20 protein-coding genes are annotated in these 24,968 nt (G+C 35.1%); 13 read left to right on the top strand and 7 right to left on the bottom strand.

The window, feature by feature from the left end; translation table 11 throughout:
- Nucleotides 1–158 precede the first annotated feature (158 nt).
- On the top strand, nucleotides 159–281 hold the full coding sequence (locus AC3WTI_RS25905) for a hypothetical protein (RefSeq protein WP_001068392.1): 123 nt from the start codon (nucleotides 159–161) through the stop codon (nucleotides 279–281).
- 382 nt (nucleotides 282–663) lie between these two features.
- On the opposite strand, the gene AC3WTI_RS25900 is transcribed toward AC3WTI_RS25905, so the two are convergent.
- Together AC3WTI_RS25900 and fdhD are read right to left on the bottom strand one after the other, a co-directional pair.
- Nucleotides 664–1,170, bottom strand: a complete 507-nt coding sequence (locus tag AC3WTI_RS25900; protein ID WP_000405875.1) for a GNAT family N-acetyltransferase — start codon at nucleotides 1,168–1,170, stop codon at nucleotides 664–666.
- A gap of 225 nt (nucleotides 1,171–1,395) precedes the next feature.
- On the bottom strand, nucleotides 1,396–2,202 hold the full coding sequence (gene fdhD / locus AC3WTI_RS25895) for a formate dehydrogenase accessory sulfurtransferase FdhD (protein WP_087955466.1): 807 nt from the start codon (nucleotides 2,200–2,202) through the stop codon (nucleotides 1,396–1,398).
- Between the two features lie 303 nt (nucleotides 2,203–2,505).
- On the opposite strand from fdhD, the gene fdhF reads away from it, so the two are divergent.
- The 7 genes from fdhF to AC3WTI_RS25860 all read left to right on the top strand — a co-directional run bounded on the left by fdhF (nucleotide 2,506) and on the right by AC3WTI_RS25860 (nucleotide 14,020).
- Nucleotides 2,506–5,442, top strand: coding sequence for a formate dehydrogenase subunit alpha (fdhF, locus tag AC3WTI_RS25890; protein WP_087955465.1), 2,937 nt, complete (start codon nucleotides 2,506–2,508; stop codon nucleotides 5,440–5,442).
- A 12-nt stretch (nucleotides 5,443–5,454) separates the two neighbouring features.
- On the top strand, nucleotides 5,455–5,937 hold the full coding sequence (locus AC3WTI_RS25885; RefSeq protein ID WP_001040528.1) for a helical membrane plugin domain-containing protein: 483 nt from the start codon (nucleotides 5,455–5,457) through the stop codon (nucleotides 5,935–5,937).
- Nucleotides 5,938–6,093: 156 nt separating this feature from the next.
- Nucleotides 6,094–7,965: a glycerophosphoryl diester phosphodiesterase membrane domain-containing protein gene (locus AC3WTI_RS25880; protein WP_087955464.1), complete on the top strand. Its 1,872-nt coding sequence runs from the start codon at nucleotides 6,094–6,096 to the stop codon at nucleotides 7,963–7,965.
- A 369-nt stretch (nucleotides 7,966–8,334) separates the two neighbouring features.
- Nucleotides 8,335–9,468, top strand: a complete 1,134-nt coding sequence (gene ald / locus AC3WTI_RS25875; protein ID WP_001219741.1) for an alanine dehydrogenase — start codon at nucleotides 8,335–8,337, stop codon at nucleotides 9,466–9,468.
- A gap of 103 nt (nucleotides 9,469–9,571) precedes the next feature.
- Nucleotides 9,572–10,987 (top strand): amino acid permease, encoded by a 1,416-nt coding sequence (locus AC3WTI_RS25870; RefSeq protein WP_087955463.1) that lies wholly within the window; start codon nucleotides 9,572–9,574, stop codon nucleotides 10,985–10,987.
- 267 nt (nucleotides 10,988–11,254) lie between these two features.
- The gene (locus AC3WTI_RS25865) at nucleotides 11,255–11,632 is read left to right on the top strand and encodes an ArsR/SmtB family transcription factor (RefSeq protein WP_000918377.1); all 378 of its coding nucleotides are present in this window, start codon (nucleotides 11,255–11,257) and stop codon (nucleotides 11,630–11,632) included.
- Nucleotides 11,633–11,653: 21 nt separating this feature from the next.
- Complete coding sequence (locus AC3WTI_RS25860) at nucleotides 11,654–14,020, top strand: heavy metal translocating P-type ATPase (protein ID WP_087955462.1); 2,367 nt, start codon at nucleotides 11,654–11,656, stop codon at nucleotides 14,018–14,020.
- Nucleotides 14,021–14,253: 233 nt separating this feature from the next.
- Here the strand turns inward: AC3WTI_RS25860 and AC3WTI_RS25855 are convergent, their stop codons facing one another.
- Nucleotides 14,254–15,717 (bottom strand): nicotinate phosphoribosyltransferase, encoded by a 1,464-nt coding sequence (locus AC3WTI_RS25855; protein WP_087955461.1) that lies wholly within the window; start codon nucleotides 15,715–15,717, stop codon nucleotides 14,254–14,256.
- 199 nt (nucleotides 15,718–15,916) lie between these two features.
- Here AC3WTI_RS25855 and AC3WTI_RS25850 point away from each other — a divergent pair, with 199 nt between their 5' ends.
- The 3 genes from AC3WTI_RS25850 (at nucleotide 15,917) to AC3WTI_RS25840 (ending at nucleotide 19,175) form a co-directional block, all read left to right on the top strand.
- On the top strand, nucleotides 15,917–17,188 hold the full coding sequence (locus AC3WTI_RS25850) for a helix-turn-helix domain-containing protein (RefSeq protein WP_087955460.1): 1,272 nt from the start codon (nucleotides 15,917–15,919) through the stop codon (nucleotides 17,186–17,188).
- A 2-nt stretch (nucleotides 17,189–17,190) separates the two neighbouring features.
- Nucleotides 17,191–17,316, top strand: a complete 126-nt coding sequence (locus AC3WTI_RS25845) for an NprX family peptide pheromone (protein WP_000738188.1) — start codon at nucleotides 17,191–17,193, stop codon at nucleotides 17,314–17,316.
- A 167-nt stretch (nucleotides 17,317–17,483) separates the two neighbouring features.
- Complete coding sequence (locus tag AC3WTI_RS25840; protein ID WP_253621474.1) at nucleotides 17,484–19,175, top strand: M4 family metallopeptidase; 1,692 nt, start codon at nucleotides 17,484–17,486, stop codon at nucleotides 19,173–19,175.
- A 63-nt stretch (nucleotides 19,176–19,238) separates the two neighbouring features.
- Here AC3WTI_RS25840 and AC3WTI_RS25835 read toward each other — a convergent pair whose 3' ends face one another.
- Nucleotides 19,239–19,787 (bottom strand): TVP38/TMEM64 family protein, encoded by a 549-nt coding sequence (locus AC3WTI_RS25835; RefSeq protein WP_087955458.1) that lies wholly within the window; start codon nucleotides 19,785–19,787, stop codon nucleotides 19,239–19,241.
- A 377-nt stretch (nucleotides 19,788–20,164) separates the two neighbouring features.
- Between AC3WTI_RS25835 and AC3WTI_RS25830 the strand changes: the two genes are divergently transcribed.
- Nucleotides 20,165–20,683 (top strand): RNase A-like domain-containing lipoprotein, encoded by a 519-nt coding sequence (locus AC3WTI_RS25830; protein ID WP_000822712.1) that lies wholly within the window; start codon nucleotides 20,165–20,167, stop codon nucleotides 20,681–20,683.
- 15 nt (nucleotides 20,684–20,698) lie between these two features.
- A complete protein-coding gene (locus tag AC3WTI_RS25825) occupies nucleotides 20,699–20,971 on the top strand; it encodes a hypothetical protein (RefSeq protein WP_048525081.1) in 273 nt (90 codons plus the stop codon).
- 49 nt (nucleotides 20,972–21,020) lie between these two features.
- Here the strand turns inward: AC3WTI_RS25825 and AC3WTI_RS25820 are convergent, their stop codons facing one another.
- From AC3WTI_RS25820 to AC3WTI_RS25810, 3 genes are all read right to left on the bottom strand, one after another.
- The gene (locus AC3WTI_RS25820) at nucleotides 21,021–22,283 is read right to left on the bottom strand and encodes a VanW family protein (RefSeq protein WP_087955457.1); all 1,263 of its coding nucleotides are present in this window, start codon (nucleotides 22,281–22,283) and stop codon (nucleotides 21,021–21,023) included.
- Nucleotides 22,284–22,517: 234 nt separating this feature from the next.
- The gene (locus tag AC3WTI_RS25815; protein ID WP_301290537.1) at nucleotides 22,518–23,534 is read right to left on the bottom strand and encodes an LCP family protein; all 1,017 of its coding nucleotides are present in this window, start codon (nucleotides 23,532–23,534) and stop codon (nucleotides 22,518–22,520) included.
- A gap of 187 nt (nucleotides 23,535–23,721) precedes the next feature.
- Nucleotides 23,722–24,900 carry a NupC/NupG family nucleoside CNT transporter gene (locus AC3WTI_RS25810; protein WP_087955455.1) on the bottom strand — a complete coding sequence of 393 codons (1,179 nt, stop codon included), beginning with the start codon at nucleotides 24,898–24,900 and terminating at the stop codon, nucleotides 23,722–23,724.
- Nucleotides 24,901–24,968 lie beyond the last annotated feature (68 nt).

Here is a 24,968-nt window from a genome sequence, read left to right as displayed (position 1 = left end):
AAATACCCTATGTTGCGACATAACGTCATGTCATTTTATTTATAAAATGACAATTCCATTCTATTGTGTATGTGAGATAGAGAGGGTTTTCGTATTCACCTCGCATCGGATAAGAAAAATTTCCTATCTCACACTTTTTTTAAAAGGAGATCATACACATGAATCCAAAAGAAGAAATTTCAAAAAAAGAAAAGCAAGATCGTAATACGGTTGTCATGTGCGTTGCCGTATCTATGGTTATTATTATAAGTTGTGTAAATAAAATTTTGGGGATTTTATAATATAAAAAAAGCTTATTGCTTCTTAAGAAGCAATAAGCTTTTTTCGTTGTTAGGGGGAATATTTTTATATAATAAACCAAGGTAAAATTGCTAATCCAGAAGTTACAATTGCTGTAGTAAATATTAAAAGCATAGCTCGTTTGTTTTGTTTCATGTCACATTCTCCTCTACATATCAAGTACATGCGATTAGCGTGGGATGTAGCTCCCCACTGAGTAAAGTTTCACTTTATATTTTTAGTATAATGAATGGAAAGGTTTGGTACGATCGATAAAGGTGACATGAAGATTACATTGTTGTAATGAAAAAAGCATCTTTCTTAATAAAAAGATGCTTTTGGAAAACTCTCCTAGTGAGTAAAGTTTCATTTTATATTGAAGTATTAATCATTTAAGAACAGAACCATGTGTTCTTCGTCCCAATATTGACCGTTATGTTTTAATGAACGCTCTTGTACGCCGTAAGTTTGGAAACCTAATGACTCATATAATTTTTTTGCTGCATCGTTACCAACTACAACATCGAGCATAAGTTGTTCTACATGTAATTTATCGGCATTTTCAATAATTGCTTTAATAAGAGCTCGTCCTGCTCCAAGGCCACGTGCTTTAGGGGAAACAAAAACGGAACCGATTTTTGCTTTATGTTCTTGTTTAATGAAAGGCTTTGTTTCTAAAGTAGCAATGCCGATTAAATCGTTATCTTTGAAGACACCTAGAGTATACTTATCCGGATTGCTTAATCGTTTTGCCATAGCAGCTACAGGATCCTCATGTTTAAGAACATCTTCATAAGAAGAGCTAAAAGCTTCCGGGTTCTTCGTTAAACCTTCCATACAAACTTTTAAATATATTTCTGCGTCCTCTGTCGTTAATAAGCGAATTTCCATAGTTGTAACCTCCTTGGTTGATTTCAAATAAAGTGAACCTTTTATAAGATTGTGTATGTGTTTTGTGAGCAGTCTCTTTTAATTTGTAAAAGAATGAAAAGATATATGCTACAATGTTTTGTTTTTTAATATGTAATGAAATTATATATTAACTTTATTAACTATTCAAGTGTTTAATATATTACATTTTCATAACTAAAATAACTCCTCGATTGAGGAGTTATTTTAGTTATTCGATTGATAACCATCAATTCGATGTGGATGCGTGTAAATATTACAAGAGTCATTTCTAATAAATCCTACGACTGTAATGCCTAAATCGTGAGCGAGTTGCAATGCTAGTTTTGTTGGAGCGGATTTAGATAGAACAATTTCACATCCGATTTTTGAAACTTTGAGTAAAATTTCGGATGAAATACGCCCGCTAAATGCAATGATTTTTCCTTTAACGGATATATCGTTGCGCAAACAGTGGCCATATATTTTATCTAATGCATTATGTCTTCCAATATCCATTCTTGATAGGAGGATATTGTTTCGATCGCATAGTGCGGTATTGTGAACACCGCCGGTTTGGTGAAAGGTAGTGGAAGATTGTTGTAACGTATTCATTAAGTGAAAGCATTCTTCAGGAGTAATTTTCACATGTATATCATGTAAATCTTTTGCTTTTGCCGCATCGTTTACGAAAATAAAACCTTGTCTACCTTTTCCGCAGCAAGAAGTGATGTATCGTTTATTATATAAATTTTGATAGAGTGGGTTTACTTTTGATGAGGTTACATGGACAATTCCGTTATCTTTTTGAACCCATATTTCTTCAATATCTTTATAGGAAGAAATAATTCCTTCAGAAATTAAAAAACCAATTACCATATCTTCGATGTAATTTGGTGTGCATACGACTGTTACATACTCTGCACCATTTAATTTAATAGTAATAGGAGATTCTGTAACAATCTCATCAAGTTGTTTTGAAAATGTACCAGATTGATAGCGTACAACTGTATAAGTCTCTTGCGTAGGCCCCATATTAAATTCCCCTTTTAAATGTATTTCTCTCCCATATTTATCATAAAACAATGGGGAAAATAAAAACACCTATTAGCAAGAAGATCACAGATTATTTTGGTTATTATTGTATATGTACGATATAATAGAACTGTAGAATAGTAATATTTTCAAGCTTTCGTAGTTATACCTTATAACATCTAGAATCGACTTCATAAGAAAAGTATTTGGGCAGAGCGTTTCAAAAATATGTACAGTAATGTAATTTTGAAAACGGATTCATAATCGTATTTTGTACAGTTGGTTGTAAGGAGAGGGGAAACTATGGCAGAACAGACAGTCCGTGTAACCGTGGATGGTAAAGAATTTGCCGCATCGGGTGACAAGACGATACTACAATTATTTAACGAGAGTAATTTGGAACATCCTCAAATTTGTCACGTACCAGAAGTAGATCCAATTCAAACTTGTGATACGTGTATTGTAGAAGTGAATGGAAAGTTAATGCGTGCTTGTTCAACGAAACTCGAGAACGGCATGCATATTGAAAGACAGTCTCAGCGTGCAAAAGAGGCACAAACTGAGGCAATGGATCGAATATTAGAGAATCATTTATTGTATTGTACTGTTTGTGATAACAATAATGGTAACTGTAAAGTCCATAACACAGTACATATGATGGGAATTGAAGAACAGAAATATCCGTATGAGCCGAAAGTAAGTGCTTGTGAAGTGGATATGTCACATCCATTTTATCGATATGATCCAAATCAATGTATTGCTTGTGGACAGTGTGTAGAAGTATGTCAAAACTTACAGGTTAATGAAACTATATCGATAGACTGGAACTTAGATCGTCCACGTGTTATATGGGATCATGGTGTAAGTATAAATGACTCATCTTGTGTAAGTTGCGGGCAGTGTGTAACAGTATGTCCGTGTAATGCGTTAATGGAAAAATCAATGTTAGGCGAAGCTGGGTTCATGACAGGATTAAAACCAGATGTGTTAGATCCGATGATTGATTTTGTAAAGGATGTAGAGCCTGGATATAGTAGTATTTTAGCGGTTTCAGAAGTAGAGGCTGCGATGCGTAAGACGAAAGTGAATAAAACAAAAACCGTTTGTACATTTTGTGGTGTCGGTTGTTCCTTTGAAGTATGGACGAAAGATCGCCATATATTAAAAGTGCAACCTGTTTCAGATGCACCGGTTAATGGTATTTCCACATGTGTAAAAGGTAAATTCGGATGGGACTTTGTAAATAGTGAAGATCGCATTACGAAGCCATTAATTCGCCAAGGAGATATGTTTGTTGAAGCTTCATGGGAAGAAGCATTAGAAGTTGTTGCTTCTAACATGCAGCATATTAAATCTGAATACGGCAGCGATGCATTTGGATTTATTTCTTCTTCGAAAGTAACAAATGAAGAAAACTATCTTATGCAAAAACTAGCTCGTCAAATATATGGAACGAATAATGTGGACAACTGCTCCCGTTATTGCCAATCTCCGGCGACAGACGGTTTATTTAAAACTGTTGGTATGGGCGGGGATGCTGGAACAGTGAAAGATATAGCTGAAGCAGGCCTTGTTATTATAGTTGGTGCGAATCCAACAGAAGGACACCCTGTACTTGCGACGCGTGTAAAACGTGCGCATAAATTACACGAACAAAAACTAATTGTAGCAGACCTACGTAAACATGAAATGGCAGAGCGTGCGGATTTATTTATTCATCCGCGTCAAGGTACGGATTACGTATGGCTTGCTGGTATTACGAAATATATTATTGATCAAGATTGGCACGATAAAAAGTTTTTAGCTGAAAATGTGAAGAACTTTGTTGAATATAGCAACATGTTAGAAAAATATACGCTTGATTATACAGAAGAAATTACGGGGATTTCAAAAGAAAATCTGAAAGACATGGCTCGTATGGTATATGAAGCAGATGGCACTTGTATACTTTGGGGAATGGGTGTAACGCAAAATACAGGAGGAAGTACAACGTCTGCAGCAATTTCAAATTTACTGCTTGTTACGGGTAACTATCGTCGTCCTGGTGCAGGTGCATATCCATTACGAGGGCATAATAACGTACAAGGTGCTTGTGATATGGCAACATTACCAAACTGGCTGCCTGGTTATCAAGCAGTATCAGATGATGCGCTTCGTGCGAAGTTTGAAAAAGCATACGGCACAACAATTCCGAAAGCACCAGGATTAAATAATATTGCAATGTTACTTGCGGCGGAAGAAGGAAAACTACGTGGTATGTATGTCATGGGTGAAGAAATGGCTTTAGTCGATTCTAATGTGAACCATGTGCAACATATTTTATCGAATTTAGACTTCCTCGTTGTGCAAGATATGTTCCTATCAAAAACAGCACGTTTTGCTGATGTTATTTTACCAGCAGCACCAAGCTTAGAAAAAGAAGGAACGTTTACGAATACAGAGCGCCGTATTCAAAGATTATATGAAGTATTGAAACCACTAGGTGATTCAAAACCAGACTGGTGGATTTTACAAAAAGTTGCTCGTGCACTAGGCGGGGATTGGAATTATGAAAGTCCAAGTGAAATTATGGACGAAATCGCGTCACTTGCACCGTTATACTCTCAAGCAACGTACGACCGTCTAGAAGGGTGGAATAGTTTATGTTGGGGTAGTCATGATGGTAGTGATACACCGTTATTATATGTAGACGGATTTAACTTCCCAGATAAGCTTGCTCGTTTATCATTAGATGAATGGGTGCCACCGGTTGTAGCGCCAGATGAGTATGATTTACTTTTAAATAATGGACGTATGCTAGAACATTTCCATGAAGGGAATATGACGAATAAATCAGCTGGTATTTTATCTAAAGTATCTGAAGTATTCGTTGAAATTTCACCTGAGCTTGCCTTAGAGCGCAATGTGAAAGATGGTGGGCTTGTAGAATTAGCATCACCATTTGGAAAAATTAAAGTACAAGCGCTTATTACTGATCGTGTAACGGGGAAAGAACTATATTTACCGATGCATGCAACGATAAATGAAGAAGCGATTAATATTTTAACTGGGACGGCAACAGATCTGTATACGTGTACACCGGCGTATAAACAAACGATGGTGAAAATGCGTGTATTACGTGAAAAAGGAAATCGTCCGTTACCATCTTCAAACCCGCGAGATAAAAAGCGTAATCCGCAAAATGGTGTTGAAATTGAGCAAAAATGGCAAAGAAAACAATACGTATCACTTGTGGACTAGGGGGCGGAGATAGTGGCGAAAGAAATTACGTTAATAAAAAAGAAAGTTGTAACAGAGGAAGAGCAGAAGCAGCAAGTAGCAGATGAACTTCTAAATGAGCTATCTAATAATCGCGAAGCAGTAGAAGAAACGATGCAGCTTTTAGCACAGTTGCAGAAGGCGGGTATATTAGATGCGGCGATTAGTTTACTTGCTGCGAAGGAAGATGTTTCAAAAATTGCTGTGGAGCAATTAAATCGTGAACCAGTTAAAAATGCACTCAACAACATGATGGGAGCGGGGGAAGCGCTATCCTCAGTTGACCCAGAAGTAACGAAGCAAATCACATCGAGTTTAGTCACTGGATTGCAATTTGCAACAGATGAATTAAAGAGTGGTAAAAAAACAAAAGTGATGGATTTCTTTAAAGTGTTAAAAGATCCAGATATAAATAGAGCCATTACATTCGGTTTTAGCTTCTTGAAAGCATTTGGACAAGGATTAGAGAAAAAATAGAGTGAAATGAAAAAGTGATGGGAAGTAGCCATCACTTTTTTCGTTATATGTATAAGAGTGTTCATGTTAAGCGGAATATATTATTATTAAAGGGATGGATTAGAAATGGAAATGTGGAATCCATCTCAAATATCGTTTTAGAATGTGGAGGAATATATGCAACACCGTAAAAGACTATCTATACCAGGAGTAATGAGACATTCCTTTCAAACTGTTAGATTTGCTTTTTGGAATGTGTTAACATTCCAACTTGCTTATAAATTGTTAGCAGCGATTGTGTTTATCCCACTTTTCGGTATTATTTTCAATAAGTTGTTGTACTTTGGTGGATATGCAAATGCAACAAATGATGAGTTATTAGCATTTTTGAAAACGCCATACGGGATTTTGGCGATTGTAGTTTTATCTATATTGGCATTGTTTCTTATCTTTACAGAGTTTGCAGTACTTATTATCATTTCGTACTTCGCTCATAAAAGGCAAAAGGTGAGATTACGTCCAATTCTGTATAAAACAGTAACGTATTTACCTTCCCTGTTTACATATTGCTTACCTGGATTTGTTTTGTATGCAGTTGTACTATTACCACTATTAAGTATGGGATATAAATCTGCATTGATTCCAGAGATCCAAATTCCTAATTTTATTACAGGTGAACTATTTAAGACAACGATGGGGCAAGTTGGGTATTATACTTTCTTTGCTGTAGTTGCCTATTTAAATCTTCGTTGGATTTTTGTTTTACCTATTATCGTTTTAGAGGAGAAGCCGTTCCGCACGGCAGCACGCAAAAGCGCAAACTTAGTAAAAGAAAGCTTCTTTAAAGTATTGTTCTTTTTAGTAGGTTTTTTCATATCTGTAGGAATCGTCTTTCTTTTATGTGTAGGAATTTATTTGCTTTGTCTGTGGGGAGTATATGAATTTACAAACCCCGAAGGGACATTTGCACTACTAGCAGAGTCAACTATTTCAGTCTTCTTAACAAGTACATTGTATCTATTTAGCTTTATTATGACGCCGTTCTATATTATGGCGTTAACAAGATTGTATTTACAAAAGGTTCCGGTCGAAGATGTTTTATTAGAAGAAGGATTAGATTATTCGAAAACAAAAGCAGATAAATGCTTCTTCCAAAAACATCGTTGGAAATTTATTGGTGTATATATTGTAGGAATTATTACGGCGGGAATGGTAGTTGCCTTTATTGTGACCTTTATTACAAACACATATAAAGAACCGATTATTATGGCTCATCGTGGTTATATTTCAAAAGGTGTAGAGAATACGAAAGAAGCTGTGCAGGGAGCTATTGATGCGAAAGCAGATTATGCTGAAATTGATGTACTGCAAACGAAAGATGGTGAACTAGCAGTTATACATGATTTGAAGCTAAAACGTCTTGCTAATGCCAATGTTCATGTGTCAGATTTAACGATGGACGAGTTAAGACAGCTTACCCTTAGTCAAGATGGGTTTTCAGGACAAATAAGTACACTTGATGAAATCATTAAGCTGGCAAAGGGGAAAATCAAGCTTAATATTGAAGTGAAGCTTCACGGTGGCGAAAAAGATTTCGTAAACAAAGTATTAAAAGCGATTAAAGATAATGAATTTGAGAAACAATGTGTCATTCAAACGTTACATTACCCGCTTATTAAAGAGTTTAAGCGTGCAAATTCAGATATAAAAGTCGGATATATACTGTATGCAAGTAGAGCTAATTTAAAAAATGTGAAAGCTGATTTTTACGTAGCAGAAGAATATATGTTAAACAAGAAGTTAGTAAAAGAAGCAAGGAAGTTAAATAAGCCAATTTACGTATGGACAGTAAATGATATGGAAAGTTTAAAGGGATATTATAAATTAAACGTAGATGGTATCATTACCGATTACCCTGAAGATGCACGTGAAACAATTAAGATGTTAAAAGAGCAAGAAGCGGAAGAAAGTGATCTGTTTGATAAAATTACGGAAACAACAGATGATTTATTTTCTAAGTTATTTATAAGTTACCCAGCTGCTGGCTAAATGCTAGCAGCTGTTTTTTTATGAAAAGAATATATCCCTAAAGTATTGTGCAAATTAATAACTGTATATGTATACGGCATCATTGTTGTTTTTTACATTGTTACATTATTGTCGAATAATAAATGATTGAGGCTTATTTTTCAGGAGTATAATAAAAATAGAGTGATAGATAGTGAGATGTAACGAAGATGCTAATAGAATCAATGTTCCATATATTTACACTATTCTAAATATATAAACTTTAAAAAAATGATATGTTAGCGTTTTCATAACTTTTAAGTTATGCTAGAATAAGGACATAAGTTATTAATTATTACAAAAAGAAAAAAGACTTTCTTTTTTCTGTTAATTATAAGGGGGCATTTCATTATGCGTATTGGGGTACCAGCAGAAATTAAAAACAACGAAAACCGTGTGGCAATGACACCAGCAGGTGTTGTACATTTAATTCGTAACAATCACGAAGTATTCATTCAAAAGGGTGCAGGTTTAGGATCTGGTTTCACAGATGCTCAGTATGTTGAAGCGGGAGCAAAAATTGTTGATACAGCTGAAGAAGCGTGGAACATGGAAATGGTTATGAAAGTTAAGGAACCAATTGAAAGCGAATACAAACACTTCAGTGAAGGTTTGATCTTATTCACATACTTACACTTAGCTCCAGAACCAGAATTAACAAAAGCATTAATCGAGAAGAAAGTTGTTGCAATTGCATATGAAACAGTACAATTAGAAAACCGTTCTCTACCATTACTTGCACCTATGAGTGAAGTAGCTGGTCGTATGGCTGCACAAATTGGTGCACAATTCCTTGAGAAAAACAAAGGCGGTAAAGGTATCTTACTTGCAGGTGTTCCAGGGGTTAAACGTGGTAAAGTAACAATCATCGGTGGTGGACAAGCTGGTACAAATGCTGCTAAAATTGCAGTTGGACTAGGTGCGGATGTAACAATCATCGACTTAAGTGCAGAACGTCTTCGTCAATTAGATGATATTTTCGGAAACCAAGTAAAAACTTTAATGTCTAATCCTTACAATATTGCAGAAGCTGTAAAAGAGTCTGATCTTGTAATCGGTGCAGTATTAATCCCTGGTGCAAAAGCGCCAAAACTTGTAACAGAAGAAATGATTAAATCAATGGAACCAGGTTCTGTTGTTGTAGATATCGCGATTGACCAAGGTGGTATTTTCGAAACAACTGACCGTATTACAACTCATGATAACCCAACTTACGAAAAACACGGCGTTGTTCATTATGCAGTTGCAAACATGCCAGGTGCGGTTCCACGTACATCAACTCTTGCATTAACAAACGTAACAGTACCATATGCAGTACAAATTGCTAACAAAGGCTACAAAGAAGCTTGCCTAGGCAACTCTGCATTACTAAAAGGTATTAACACATTAGATGGCTATGTAACATTCGAAGCAGTTGCAGAAGCTCACGGTGTAGAGTACAAAGGTGCTAAAGAATTATTAGAAGCAGAAACAGTATCTTGCTAATAGAAGCATTATACAAAACAAAATCGAACAATATATAAACCAACATGATAAGAGCTAAGAGTGAAGATCTCTTAGCTCTTCTTGGCAAAAGGGGGCATACATCGTGGCCAACCTATTTAAAAAGAAATCCGTTACGCAATTGTTAGGGGAAAGTAAAAGTAAAACTTTAACGAAAACGCTAGGGGCATTCGACCTAACAATGCTAGGGATTGGTGCGATAATTGGTACAGGAGTTCTAGTATTAACAGGATTAGTAGCAGCAAGAGATGCTGGTCCAGCAGTTATTTTTTCATTCATGATTGCAGCGATTGTTTGTGGATTTGCAGCATTATGTTATGCAGAAGTTGCATCTACACTCCCGGTTTCAGGTAGTGTATACACATATTCATATGCGACAATTGGTGAGTTTATTGCCCACCTAATGGGATGGACATTATTATCCGTATATGTCGTAACAACTGCCGCAGTAGCTGGTGGATGGACAGGTTATTTCAATAACTTAGTGAGTGGATTTGGATTAGAAATTCCAACAGAGCTGTTAAAGATTCCATCACAAGGTGGGATCGTGAATTTACCAGCAGTCATTATTACATTAGTTTTAACTTGGTTACTATCAAGAGGTACGAAAGAAAGTAAGCGTGTGAATAACATAATGGTATTAATTAAAATTGGTATCGTTGTTTTATTCATTGCAGTTGGTGCGTTTTACGTACAACCAGAAAACTGGACACCATTTATGCCATACGGTATTAGCGGAGTCTTTGCCGGAGGGGCAGCAGTATTCTTTGCTTTCTTAGGATTTGATGCATTAGCAACTTCTGCTGAAGAAGTAAAAAATCCACAACGTGATTTACCGATTGGTATTATTGCTTCGTTAGTTATTTGTACAATCATTTATGTTGTAGTTTGTCTTGTTATGACAGGTATGGTTTCTTATAAAGAATTAGATGTACCAGAAGCTATGGCATATGTGTTAGAGGTTGTAGGACAAGATAAAGTAGCAGGTGTAATCGCAGTTGGAGCTGTAATTGGTATTATGGCTGTAATCTTTGCTTACATTTATGCAACAACACGTGTATTCTTCGCGATGAGCCGTGATGGTTTATTACCAAAATCATTTGCGAAAATTAATAAGAAAACAGAAGCGCCAGTATTCTCAACTTGGTTAACAGGTATTGGTAGTGCTTTAATTGCTGGATTTGTCGATTTAAAAGAATTGTCGAATTTAGCGAATATTGGAGCGTTATTAACATTTGCGATGGTTGGTGTGTCAGTTATTATTCTTCGTAAAACACATCCGAATTTAAAACGTGGCTTTGTGGTACCACTTGTACCAACGCTGCCGCTTATTTCTATCGCATGTTGTCTATTCTTAATGTTTAACCTACCATTAACAACATGGATCTACTTCGGTATTTGGTTAGCAATTGGAGTAGTTGTATACTTTGTTTATTCGAAAAAACATAGTCATTTAAAAGACGATGGAAGTTCGCAGGATAATTTAGAACAAGCTAATTAAAAGCTTAATTAAAAGGGATATAAGTATGGTAAGCCTTGTGCGTCTAGGGAGCGCGCAAGGCTTTTTTCTTTTGGATAAAATGTACATTCTTTTTTGTATGAGAATGTAATGGATGCGGAAAATATGTGTAAGCCTTATTAAAATGTGAACAAAATGTTCGAAAAAATGTATGAGATTTCATTGACACATATGAATAGTCGCTCATATAATAAGAGTATAAGATATATGAATGATTGTTCATATGTTCAAATAAAGAGGTGAGCTATAATGGCTGGAAATAAAGTAGAAACACCACAAGAGACATGTTCTCAAACGATAATTCATGAAGAAGTTGTTGACCAAGTAAAACAAACAATTCCAACTGATGAAAGTTTAAGTAAAGTAGCAGAATTATTTAAAGTATTAGGCGATCGTACACGTACGAGAATATTACATGCTTTATTTGAAGCTGAAATGTGTGTTTGTGATTTGGCGTATTTATTAGGAATGACACAATCATCTATTTCACATCAGCTCCGTGTGTTAAAGCAAGCGAAACTTGTAAAGAATCGTAAAGAAGGAAAGGTCGTTTATTATTCGTTAGCTGACCAGCACGTAATTCATATCTTCGAGCAAGCGTTTGAACACGTAAACGAGGAAGAATAAAAAACGCGAGGAGGGAGAACGATGGCTGAAGCATTAGTGAAAAAGAAACTGATGTTAGAAGGTTTAGATTGTGCGAACTGTGCAATGAAAATTGAAAAAGGTGTTGGAAATATAGAAGGAGTAAATTCTTGCTCTGTAAATTTCGCGACAAAAACAATGATTTTAGAAACAGCACAAAATAAAGAAAGCGAAGTTGTTACAGAAGCAAAACAACTCGTTACAAAATTAGAACCGCACATTAAAGTACAAGAAGAAAAAAACACAAAAGCAGCAAAAGAAGTGTTTATATTAGAAGGTTTAGATTGTGCAAACTGTGCGATGAAGATTGAAAATAAAGTGAAAGCAATGCCAACCGTTTCAGAAGCAACTGTTGATTTCGTATCAAAGAAATTAAGAGTTGAAGTAGCGAATAAAAGAGAATTAGAAGCGACTGTAGCAAATATAACAAATGTCGTTCAAAAGTTAGAACCAGATGTGAAAGTTGTTCGTGAAGAAAAGGGTGGTCATGACCACGGACATAGTCACGACCACGGTGAAGCAAATGTGAAAAAGATGGTAGGACGATTAGTGGTCGGCGGAATTTTGACAGCAATTGCTGCACTAGCTGGCTTACCACAAATGATAACGATTTCGTTATTCGTTCTTGCGTATTTATTAATAGGTGGAGATATCGTTTGGAGAGCGGTAAGAAATATAACTCGTGGCCAGGTGTTCGATGAGAACTTCTTAATGGCAATTGCAACACTAGGAGCTTTTGCGATTCAGCAATATCCAGAAGCCGTTGCAGTAATGTTATTCTACCAAGTAGGGGAACTATTCCAAAGTATTGCGGTAAACCGTTCTCGAAAATCAATTACTTCATTAATGGATATTCGTCCTGATTACGCGAATGTAAAGGTTGGAAATGAAACGAAACAAGTATCACCAGAAGATGTACAAATCGGTGATTATATTATCGTGAAACCTGGTGAGAAAGTACCGTTAGACGGAAAAGTAGTTGAAGGTACATCAATGGTAGATACTTCAGCATTGACTGGTGAATCTGTACCACGTGAAGTGGAAGTTGGAAATGATGTACTAAGTGGTTTTGTGAATCAAAATGGTGTGTTAACAATTGAAGTTACAAAAGAGTTTGGCGAATCAACTGTATCAAAAATTTTAGATTTAGTTCAAAATGCAAGCAGTAAAAAAGCGCCGACAGAAAACTTTATTACGAAATTTGCACGTTACTACACTCCAGTTGTAGTTATTACAGCAGCGATTATGGCGTTCATACCGCCACTTATTTTAGAAGGAGCTACATTTGCAGATTGGATTTATAGAGCGTTAGTGTTCTTAGTAATCTCTTGTCCATGTGCGTTAGTTGTATCTATTCCTCTTGGATTCTTTGGCGGCATCGGTGGTGCATCTAAAAGTGGTGTGTTAGTAAAAGGAAGTAACTATTTAGAAGCTTTAAATGATGTGAAATATATTGTTTTTGATAAAACAGGAACATTAACAAAAGGTGTCTTCAAAGTTACAAAAATGGAACCAAGTGAAGGCATTACAAATGAAGAATTATTAGAGTATGCAGCATTTGCTGAAGTGTATTCCAACCATCCAATTGCACAATCGATTCGAAATGCATATGGAAAATCAATTGATGAAAAAATAATCGATGATTATAACGAAATTTCTGGTCACGGTACAGTCGTTAAAGTGCAAGGAAAAGAAATCTTTGCAGGTAATGCTAAATTAATGAGAAAAGAAAACATTACATTTAAGCAACCAGAAACAGTAGGTACATTAGTTCACGTTGCTGTAGATGGAGAATATGCAGGTTATATTGTTATCTCTGATGAGGTAAAAGAAGATTCAAAACAAGCAATTCAAAAGTTAAAAGAATTAGGTATTAAGAAGACAGTCATGTTAACTGGTGACGCAAAACCAGTTGGTGAAGCTGTAGGTAAAGAATTAGGTTTAGATGAAGTTCACGCAGAACTATTACCGCAACAAAAAGTAGAAGAGATTGAAAAAATTGATGCGGCGAAGCACGGAAAAGAAAAAGTTGCTTTCGTTGGTGATGGTATTAATGACACACCGGTATTAGCAAGAGCAGATGTTGGTATTGCAATGGGTGGTTTAGGATCAGATGCAGCCATTGAAGCGGCGGATATCGTTATTATGACTGATGAGCCTTCAAAAATTGCAACAGCTGTACACATTGCAAAACGTACAAGACGCATTGTATGGCAAAATATCATCTTTGCATTAGGTGTAAAAGGGTTAGTGTTATTACTTGGTGCTTTCGGTATTGCAACAATGTGGGAAGCTGTCTTCTCAGATGTGGGTGTGACACTACTTGCAGTGTTAAATGCAATGCGTGTACTACGAGTGAAAGATTTATAAAAAAGAGGACGCAATCTGCGTCCTCTTTTTTAGGTTATTTTGTTGAAATTGACTCAATAAAATAATAACAAGTATTATTTTATAAATAAATAACGTAATATTAAAATTTACAAATAAAAAATATTTGTCTTATTATTTTAATATATTTTCCATAAAGATACATAATAGTCCGATTGGTGAGGGCTAATAATCAGTGGGGGATGAAGAAAACCCCCACTGATTAAAGTTTCACTTTATTTTTGTATATTTTTTTCAACTTGTTCTCGAACAGTTTGAATGTAATTCATTTTATGATCCCAGCATTCTTGACTCAAATCGACAGGATACTCTTCGGGATTTAAAGTTCGCATATACTCTTCCCAAAATAGCGCGAGACTCTGTTCATTGTATTTTTGAATGGCGAATATGTCTGGTAGTTCATATGTTCTTTCGCCGTTAACGAAAATGTCTTTATGCAGTTCGCGGGCTTCAAAGTTTGTTACAAATTTACTTATATACGTGTGAACAGGGTGAAACATTTTTAATCGTTCTTCTTTTCCTGGTTCTTCAGAATCTAATGCAATATAATCGCCTTCTGCATGATCATTAACTCGATTGATAATGCGATAAATTCGTTTCAGTCCTGGAGTCGTAATTTTTTCAGGGTTAGATGAAATTTTAATTGTATCATTTAACTTTCCATCAGTATCTTCAATCGCAACTAGTTTATATACAGCCCCTAACGCAGGTTGTTCAAAGGACGTAATCAATTTTGTTCCAACGCCCCATACATCAATTTTTGCTCCTTGAGATTTCAAGTGCATAATTGTGTATTCATCTAAATCGCTAGAAGCGATAATTTTTGTATTTGTAAACCCAGCTTCATCTAGTAGCATTCTTGCTTTTTTTGATAAATAAGCCATATCACCACTATCAAGACGAATGCCATAAAAATCGATACGATCTCCAAACTCTTTCGCGATGCGAATCGCATTTGGAACACCTGATTTTAAAGTGTCGTATGTATCAACGAGAAAGACGCATTTTTTATGAGTTTCAGCGTACTTTTTAAATGCGACATATTCATCGCGATATGCTTGAACGAAAGAGTGAGCGTGTGTGCCGGCTACGGGTATTCCGAAGCGCTTCCCAGCCCGTACGTTACTCGTAGATGAGAAACCACCAATAAAGGCAGCGCGTGTGCCCCAAAGAGCAGCATCAAACTCGTGGGCACGTCTTGTGCCGAATTCTAAAAGTTCATCGTTATTTGCAGCGTGCTTCATACGAGCTGCTTTTGTTGCAATTAATGTTTGGTAATTCACAATGTTTAACAGGGCAGTTTCAATAATTTGTGCTTCACCGAGCGGTGCATCCACACGTAATAAAGGCTCGTTATTAAATACAACTTCACCTTCTTGCATACTTCGAATTGTCCCAGTGAATTTCATATTTTTTAAATAATGAAGGAATTCTTCTTCAAATTGTAATTCTGCTAAATAAGCGATATCGCTTTCGGTAAAGCTGAAGTTTTCTATGTACTCTACAATCTTTTCAAGACCAGCAAAAACAGCATAACCGTTCTCGAATGGAAGTTTTCGAAAGTATAGATCAAACACCGAGCGGTGATTGTGGATACCATCTTTCCAATATGTATAAGCCATATTAATTTGATATAAATCTGTATGTAAGGCATAGCTATCGTCTTTATAATAAGTCATCGCGAAAACACCTCCATAATTTGGTTATAGTATACCAATTTTTCATCGCTCGTAGCAAAGAATGGATATGAAAGTATAGTCAAGAGGGAAAAAAATGAAATATTGCATATTTTTTAGAAAATTAACATTTATCAATTTATATTTCTCAAGATTTTATGTATTATTAGAGTAATGGGGGTAATGAGAATGGAGGAGGACAATGCAACAAACATTAGAAAAAATAGGCAAACAAGTCTTTTATAAACGGCTACAGCAAAAAATGACACAAGAAGAATTATGTCAGGGCATTTGTTCTGTCTCATACTTAAGTAAAATCGAAAATGGAAAGATCGAAGCATCAGAAGAAATTCTACAATTGCTCTGCACAAGGTTAGAAATTGCCGTGACGGATTTGAGAGATGTAGAAGAGGATGTGAAGGGGAAGCTGGATGAATGGTTAAATGCATTGGTTCATTTGGACAAGCCACAAGTAGAGCGCATATATGAAGAATTACAAGGTGAAATGAAGCATGTTTTGGATTTTGAAATTATAAATTATTATAAACTGCTTTATACGCGTTATTTAATTATGAAACGAGATTTTCCTGCTGTTGAAGAAGAATTAGAGAGATTAAAAAAAATGTACAAAAAGTATTCGCCATTTCAGAAATTATTATATACGTATAGTAAAGGCCTATATTATTTTTTACAGCATAAATATAAAACGGCCTTAGACTATTTAGTTCAAACTGAAGTGATGGCGAAAGAACAAGGTTATTATGAAACTGGAATCTATTATAATTTAGCGCTCGTTTATAATGAATTAGAAATAGAACATATGGCTTTACATTTTGCTCATTTAGCTATGGAAGGCTTTAAGAATGAATATAAATTTCGTCATGTGATTAATTGCCAGTTATTGATAGGGTTAAGTTATATACAGAAGAAACAATATAACGAAGCTTTAGGGATCTATAGACATATTTTAAGAGAGGCTAATTCTTTTGCGGATAAAGATAACATAACAGCGATTGCTCTAAATAACATGGGGTATTTACATTACCATTTAAAGGATTATGCAAAAGCGAAAGAGTATTATTTACAATGTTTACAATACAAGAAGGAAGAAGATTTAGATTACATTGATGCTGTATATGAGATTGCATTGCAATGTATTGAATTGAAGGAATTTGAAGAAGTAAAAGAGTGGATTAATAAAGGGATAGAAGTTGCGAAAAGAGATGAGAAGTATAAAAGTATGTTATATACACTTTTAATACTTCAATATAAATATTTTGAAGAGAAGGGGGTGTATAAAAAGTTTTTAGAAACAGAAGCTTTAACATTTTTTAAGCAAGAGGAAAATAAAAAAGATTTAAAAAAGGTATATTTAGAATTAGCAAAATATCATGAGGAAGTATTAGAATTCCAAGAAAGTAATCGATATTATAGACTAACTATTAATTTATTAGAAGAAAAGGGAGGAAGATGAATATGAAAAAAATGATTTTTGGTGCATTAGCATTAGTGGCTATATTAGTAGTGTTAGAACCTCAATATGCTTGGACTGGAGATATGTATGGTCAAGCTAAAGAAGTAATAGAAGTAATTAATTCTTAATAAAAAACCCCTTTCCAATCGGAAAGGGGTTTTTCAATATTTGTTCCCCAAAATTCTACAATACTTGAGAAAATAATTATTTGAATTTTTAGTATATTAATAGTGAAAACATAATGCTAATATGAAACTACTCTTTTTCAAAAAAATTTTTATTAGGGGGAAGGTTCATGAAAAAGAAAAGTTTAGCGTTAGTGTTAGCGACAGGCATGGTAGTTACAACATTTGGAGGGACAGGCTCTGCATTTGCGGATTCTAAAAATGTGCTCTCTACGAAGAAGTACAATGAAACGGTGCAGTCACCGGAGTTTATTTCTGGTGATTTAACTGGAGCAACTGGTAAGAAAGCAGAATCTGTTGTGTTTGATTACTTAAACGCAGCAAAAGGTGATTACAAGCTAGGGGAAAAGAGTGCGCAAGATTCTTTCAAAGTAAAACAAGTGAAGAAGGATGCTATAACTGATTCAACAGTATTACGTTTACAACAAGTGTATGAAGGAGTACCTGTATGGGGTTCTACGCAAGTAGCTCACGTAAGTAAAGATGGTTCTTTAAAAGTATTGTCTGGAACAGTTGCGCCTGATTTAGACAAAAAGGACAAGTTGAAAAATAAAAATAAGATCGAAGGCGCAAAAGCAATTGAAATTGCGCAAAAAGATTTAGGGGTTACACCTAAATATGAGGTAGAACCAAAAGCGGACTTATATGTATATCAAAACGGTGAGGAAACAACATATGCATACGTTGTAAATTTAAACTTCTTAGAGCCAAGCCCAGGAAACTACTACTATTTCATTGAAGCAGATAGCGGTAAAGTGTTAAATAAATATAATAAACTTGATCATGTAGCAAATGAAGATAAGTCACCAGTTAAGCAAGAGGCACCTAAACAGGAGGCAAAGCCAGCTGTAACAGGGACGAATAAAGTAGGAACTGGTAAAGGTGTATTAGGAGATACAAAGTCGCTTAATACAACGTTATCTGGATCATCTTACTACTTGCAAGATAATACGCGCGGAGCAACGATTTTTACATATGATGCGAAAAATCGTACTACGTTGCCAGGAACGTTATGGATAGATGCAGATAATGTTTTCAATGCAGCGTATGATGCAGCAGCAGTTGATGCTCACTACTATGCAGGTAAAACATATGACTATTATAAAGCTACATTTAATAGAAACTCTATTAATGATGCAGGAGCACCATTAAAATCAACAGTTCATTACGGAAGTAAGTATAATAATGCGTTCTGGAATGGCTCACAAATGGTTTACGGAGATGGTGATGGTGTAACATTCACTTCATTATCTGGTGGTATCGATGTAATTGGTCACGAATTAACGCATGCTGTTACGGAATATAGTTCAGATTTAATTTATCAAAATGAATCAGGAGCATTAAATGAAGCGATTTCAGATGTTTTTGGTACATTAGTAGAGTATTATGATAATCGTAACCCAGATTGGGAAATTGGTGAAGATATTTACACGCCTGGTAAAGCAGGAGATGCACTTCGTTCTATGAGTGATCCAACGAAGTATGGTGATCCAGACCATTATTCTAAGCGCTACACTGGTTCTGGTGATAACGGCGGCGTTCATACGAATAGCGGTATTATTAACAAAGCAGCTTATTTATTAGCTAATGGAGGTACACATTACGGTGTTACTGTAAGTGGTATTGGTAAAGATAAGGTAGGAGCGATTTATTACCGTGCAAACACGCAATATTTCACTCAATCTACTACGTTTAGTCAAGCTCGTGCTGGTTTAGTACAAGCTGCAGCTGATTTATATGGTGCTAATTCTGCAGAAGTAGCAGCAGTGAAGCAATCATATAGTGCTGTTGGTGTAAACTAAAGATTTAAGAGACTAATATTAATAAAATACTTCAAAAATAAAGAAGGAGCATAGGCTCCTTCTTTATTTTTTTCTCCATCTTTTCCACAAATAAAACAATCCAACAAACCCTGCGATTGTTACAATCCACTTCGCTTCATTCGTTCCATTCATGACATGGTAAGCCGAATATACTTCGATTAGCAAAGCCGGTATTTTACCTATTGTACTGGCAATACTGAAGGATAGTAATGACATTTTGCCTAGAGCCGCAAATAAAGTCACGATACTGGACGGAATGAAAGGAATGAGGCGGAACGATAGGACGAGTAGAAAGGCCTCCCTGCCTTGTACATAAAGAAGACGCTCTACCTTTGGGTACTTATTTACTTTATCGTGAGTGAACTTTTGAAGGCCTATACGATAAATATAAAACGAGATAATAGCACCTAAGGCTTCACCTATGATCGAAATGATTGTGCCGTTTACTACGCCAAAGAGCTGTATGTTAATAGCGGTTAAAAAAATACTAGGGATAACACCTAAAAGACTGATGACGATGTTAATTAAGATACTCAGTGGAATTGCAATTGAATAATAGTCTGTTAAGAAGTTTTGAATTGTTTCAGCCATTGTTTAAAATCCTTTATCTTTTTTTGCATTACACCATATTTCCATTGTATAGGCAAGTGCAAATTTACATAATGTAGAAAACGTCGATAAAACACCATTTATATACCTTATAAGGGTATTAGGTATATAAAATAGGGGGTATATTTTAATTTTTAATAAACCACCGAATAAACCCTTTAAATATAGGGTTTATTCGGTGGTTTTAGGGATGAATTAACTCGGGAAATAATTAGAAAAATATAGGGGTATATTTATAGAGAGGTCAAAAATAGTGGTTTCATGAAAAGTGGTGAGGAATTTAAAAAATGTGTATATTTTTTCGGTGTGAAATTGACTTTTAGTGGAGTTACGATAATAATCATGAAAGAGGTGATATGATGAAACGAATAAGTAGTCTTTTCTTGAGTAGTTTATTGGCACTAATGCTGATCTTAAGTGGATGTGCAGGAAAAGAACAAAAAACAGAGAAACAGACAGGGAATCAATCGACATCAGTAGAAAAAATTAGTGATAATATTTTAGATGAAATGGAAGGGCCACCTAAAAATGGTCATACGATTGAAAGACATGTAGGCAAATCAGAAGAGGATTTGAAGAATCGCTTGAAGACAGATAAAGTATCAGCGGCAAGTACATACTATGATAAGGAAACAGCAACGAAAGCTGTAAAAGATAGTTTGAAGCAGCATGATAAGGAAATTCAAGATTGGTTAAAAAATTCTAAAGAGGCTCGTCTCGTATTAAATACAACGCATTCATTCCCGGTTGGAAAAACGGTAATAAAGAAAAATATGAATGTAAAAGACAAGCTAGTAAAAACTGTTACGGTTTTAGCGAGAGATAAGTCAGGAGATTTAGGATATAAGATTATTACTTCTTATCCATCTGACAAATAAGAAGGGGGAGTACATATGTATACGACATTACAATACTTTCTTAAATCGTACTGTACGTTAAGTGTTCATGAGGATGAAATAGTAGGCGTGATGGAAGAGTTTATAGAGCAAGAAGACGAAGAAATTGTTTTGAAATTACGCGATGAATTATTATATATGAAGAAAAAGGATGCTTGGGAAGAAGCGTGCGTATTAGCTGCGAAGCAAGGGAATCGTATGTGGTCGTTAGAAGAAACGAAAGACCATCTTGCAACCTTTTTATTATTATTGCAAAAGAAAAAGGCGTGAGTAAATCACGCCTTTTTTATTTTTTGAAACTTATCCGTTCGCTAGTGTCTTATTGTTTTGGAGCGCTTTTATATACGCTTTTTGAAATTTGTCCATTAGATATTACTTCACCGTTTTGTGTTACTTTTTTATACGTAACTGCTGTTATTTTATCGTTAGTTCTACTAATTACTTGAGAAGAAACTTCAACATTTTTACCAGTATTTGTACCGAAAATGCGTGTAGTAATACTACCTCCGTTTGAAAAAGCTTGAATATAAATATGATTGCCTGTATTGTTTTTAAATTTCAAATCTGGACCATAATCTGCTACTGCTGCATCTTGCCCAAGTGGTAAATAATTTACGGGCATAGAATGATTGCTTCGAGAAACAATTCCTAAATCTGCTCTTAAAGCTGCGCTATATAAAGTACTACTAACTTGGCAAACGCCTCCCCCTGCACTTTGTATCACTTTACCTTGTGAAAATACTGCTGCGGATTTATAGCCATGTGCAGCATCCGTTACGCCAACGCGGCCATTAAAACTAAACGTTTCATCAGGTGCGACAATAACGCCACTTAAAGTATTAGCTGACTTATTTACGTTAAAGGATTGATTCCCATTACGGCCAGCCATTGGAGTCGAATATTCAGCGATTACTTCTTTAATTCCCATTTTTTGTATATCTTCTGTAGAACGTTCAGGTTTTAATAGTGTAACTGGTAATGTAATGTCAGATGTGCTAGAAGTAATGGCTTGCCTCGTTAAATCAGTTAACTTTCCTTTATCGATTTTTTCTCCATTTTGACTTTGGCTAATATTTACTGTAGAGCCTTCAATACTTAATTCTGCATTAACAGGATTTTTTAATGTTTCATTATATTTATCCTTCATAAAGCTTTCATAAGCAGTTGTATTTAATTGAGGTGTTAATTTATAGTCACGTTTTAATTCACCGTTTTCCGCTTGCTTCCGCATTTTGTAACGATTCATTGCGTTTCCTTCTTGTTCTTTAAAGATTTTGTCGATAAGGTCTTTTTCTTTATAATTTACACCTAAATCTTTCCATGTGTACGTTTGTTTATCATTTTGTGATATGTAGGTAAGTGATTTTTGATCTAATTCGGTTACCTTTTGATTAATAATGGCTTGAATATCTTGTTTATTTTTTCCGTCGAGAGAAATACCTTCAAATGTAGTATTTGGTAGTGCAGTAGTATCTAATTGATTATTTAGTTTGGATACATATTGATATCCACCAACACCGCCTACACAAAGTAATATGCCTCCAGCAATTGCAGAACCGATCAGTATTTTACTTAGCTTCATTTATTTCCCCCCAGAAATTTTTGTATAAATATATGTATTACATTTTTTGTATAAAAATGATGAAAATAACATTATGTACGTACTAGTATACTATTCTTTCCACTGTGTGTGTAATGTTTTTATAAAAAATGTTACACTGTTGTAATAATTGTCTCTTTTTGTCACAATATGTACGAGAAATATGTTGAAAAATATAATAAAAAGGCTGTCTAGAAAGATCTAGCAGCCTTTTTATTATAATTTTTTATGTTCATTTTTATTCGTAACACCGAGATGCTCTTGTAGTGTTGTCGAAATATTATTGACGCTTTTTTCGTTTGGAACGTAATAATAAATACCACCTATATATTTATCAGTACCTTCTACTTGCAATTTGTCCATTTTTAAGTTTGAACCCATTGAATTTTTCGCAATTGTCATCATATCATCAAAAGTTAAATTTGTTTTTAAGTCTTTATCAACTGCGTCTAATAGGCCACCGATTTTATTAATGGAATTAAGAGATAGTGCTTTTTCAGCAATAGCTTCTAAAACAAGTTGTTGTCTTTGCCCGCGCATATAATCACTATCGATATGACGAGTTCTAGCTAATGCCAATGCCTCTTCTCCGTTTAAATGTTGACGTCCTTTTTTCAGGTGAATTGCATCTGCTTCGTCTTTACTATTTTGTTCTGTAAACTCTACTGGAACGTCGACAGTAATACCACCAAGGGAATCAACAATTTTGATAAATGATTTGAAGTTGAATTTTACATAGTAGTCAACTGGAACATCTAAAAAGTTCTCTACCGTATCAATTGTGCTATCTACCCCACCGAATACGTGCGCATGTGTAATTTTATCGTATTTCTCACGTGATTTAATGTAGACACGTGAGTCACGTGGAATACTGACAAGCTTAACAGATTTATCGTTTTTATTAATCGTGGCAAGTAATAGTGCATCTGTACGAGTTGCTTTTCCGTAATTTTTGTCCCTGATTTCACTTTCATCGACACCCATAATGAGTACAGAAATGTTATCAGTCATAGGTTTAACGGCTTTTTCACGTTTGCTGGATTTATCCCCGCGGCTCAGTTCGGAATAGGCATTACTTAACACAGACTTCGCTTTACTGTATATATGGAAGGAGTAGCCTCCTGTTCCTAGTGCTATAATCAGTAATGGAATAAGAAGGAACCAAAGGAGGCGTTTTTTCTTTGAGTGTCCTTTTTTGGCTCGGGTATCTTTGTTCATATCGGATTTCATCATTTTTTCTCCTTTAAAACTATCAAAGTGTATACATCTAGAAGCATATTCAAACACATAAAAAATATTGTACGCTAAATAAAAGCGATTGTACATGTATAAAAAATAGATGTCTTGATTATTTATTAAGACATCTATTCGTTATTGTATACAAAAGATAGGGATAAGAAAATGATAAAATTTTACCTAATTACAACATAATGCTTACGATAATTGCAGATAAAATGCTAACGAGAGTAGCTCCGTATAGTAATTTAAGGCCAAATCTGGCAACGACGTTTCCTTGTTCTTCGTTTAATCCTTTTACCGCACCTGAAATAATGCCGATAGAAGAAAAGTTGGCAAAAGAAACGAGGAAAACAGAAATGATACCAACTGTACGAGGAGAAAGGCTATTAGAAATTTTATTAAGGTCCATCATTGCTACAAATTCATTCGTTACAAGCTTCGTTGCCATAATGCTACCAGCTGCGACAATTTCAGAACTTGGTACACCGATAAGGAATGCGACAGGCGCAAATACGTAGCCGATTAATTGCTGGAAAGTAATGCCGAATATAATAAGGAATAGGTCATTAATGCAGCTAATTAATGCGACGAATCCGATGAGCATTGCGCCGACAACGATTGCTACGCGAAAACCATCTAGAATGTATTCTCCAAGCATTTCAAAAAAGCTTTGCTTTTCGCCTTTAATTTCTAAAATATCTTCGTCATCTTTCACGTCGTAAGGGTTAATGATGAGTACGATAATAAAACCACTAAATAAATTGAGAACGAGTGCGGTTACTACATATTTAGGTTCAATCATTGTCATATAGGCACCTACGATGGACATAGATACGGTTGACATGGCAGAAGCACAAAGTGTATAAAGACGGTGTTTTGGAATTTGAGCTAATTGTTTTTTAACCGTAATAAAAACTTCTGATTGGCCGACAATGGCAGAGGCGATAGCGTTGTAAGATTCTAATTTCCCGAGACCGTTTATTTTGCTAAGGAAGTAACCGATCCAATGAATAAAAAATGGTAGTATTTTGAAATGCTGCAGTATACCAATTAAGACAGAAATAAAGACAATTGGTAATAAGACAGTAAGGAAAAAGGACATTTCACCTTTATTAGCAAGACCGCCAAATACGAAGTTTATACCATCAGCAGCATACTCGAGTAGCTTTGTGAACAGGCTGGAAATGACCTGAATAAGTATGAGACCGACTTCTGTATTTAATAATAAATAAGTTAAAATTAACTGTATAATAAGCATGATGAAAATTGGTTTAAATTTAATATGTTTCTTATTGTTGCTAGCAATATAAGCAAGGAAGAAAACAACGATAAGTCCCACGAAAAAAGTAATAAATTTCATAGTAAGCCCCCTAAAAGAGATATTCTGCTATATATGTTTTTCATTTCAAGGGAGAATATGCATCTTTG

This window comes from Bacillus sp. EB106-02-03-XG38 (assembly GCF_058792175.1).
This window is presented reverse-complemented; position numbering and strand designations above follow the sequence as displayed.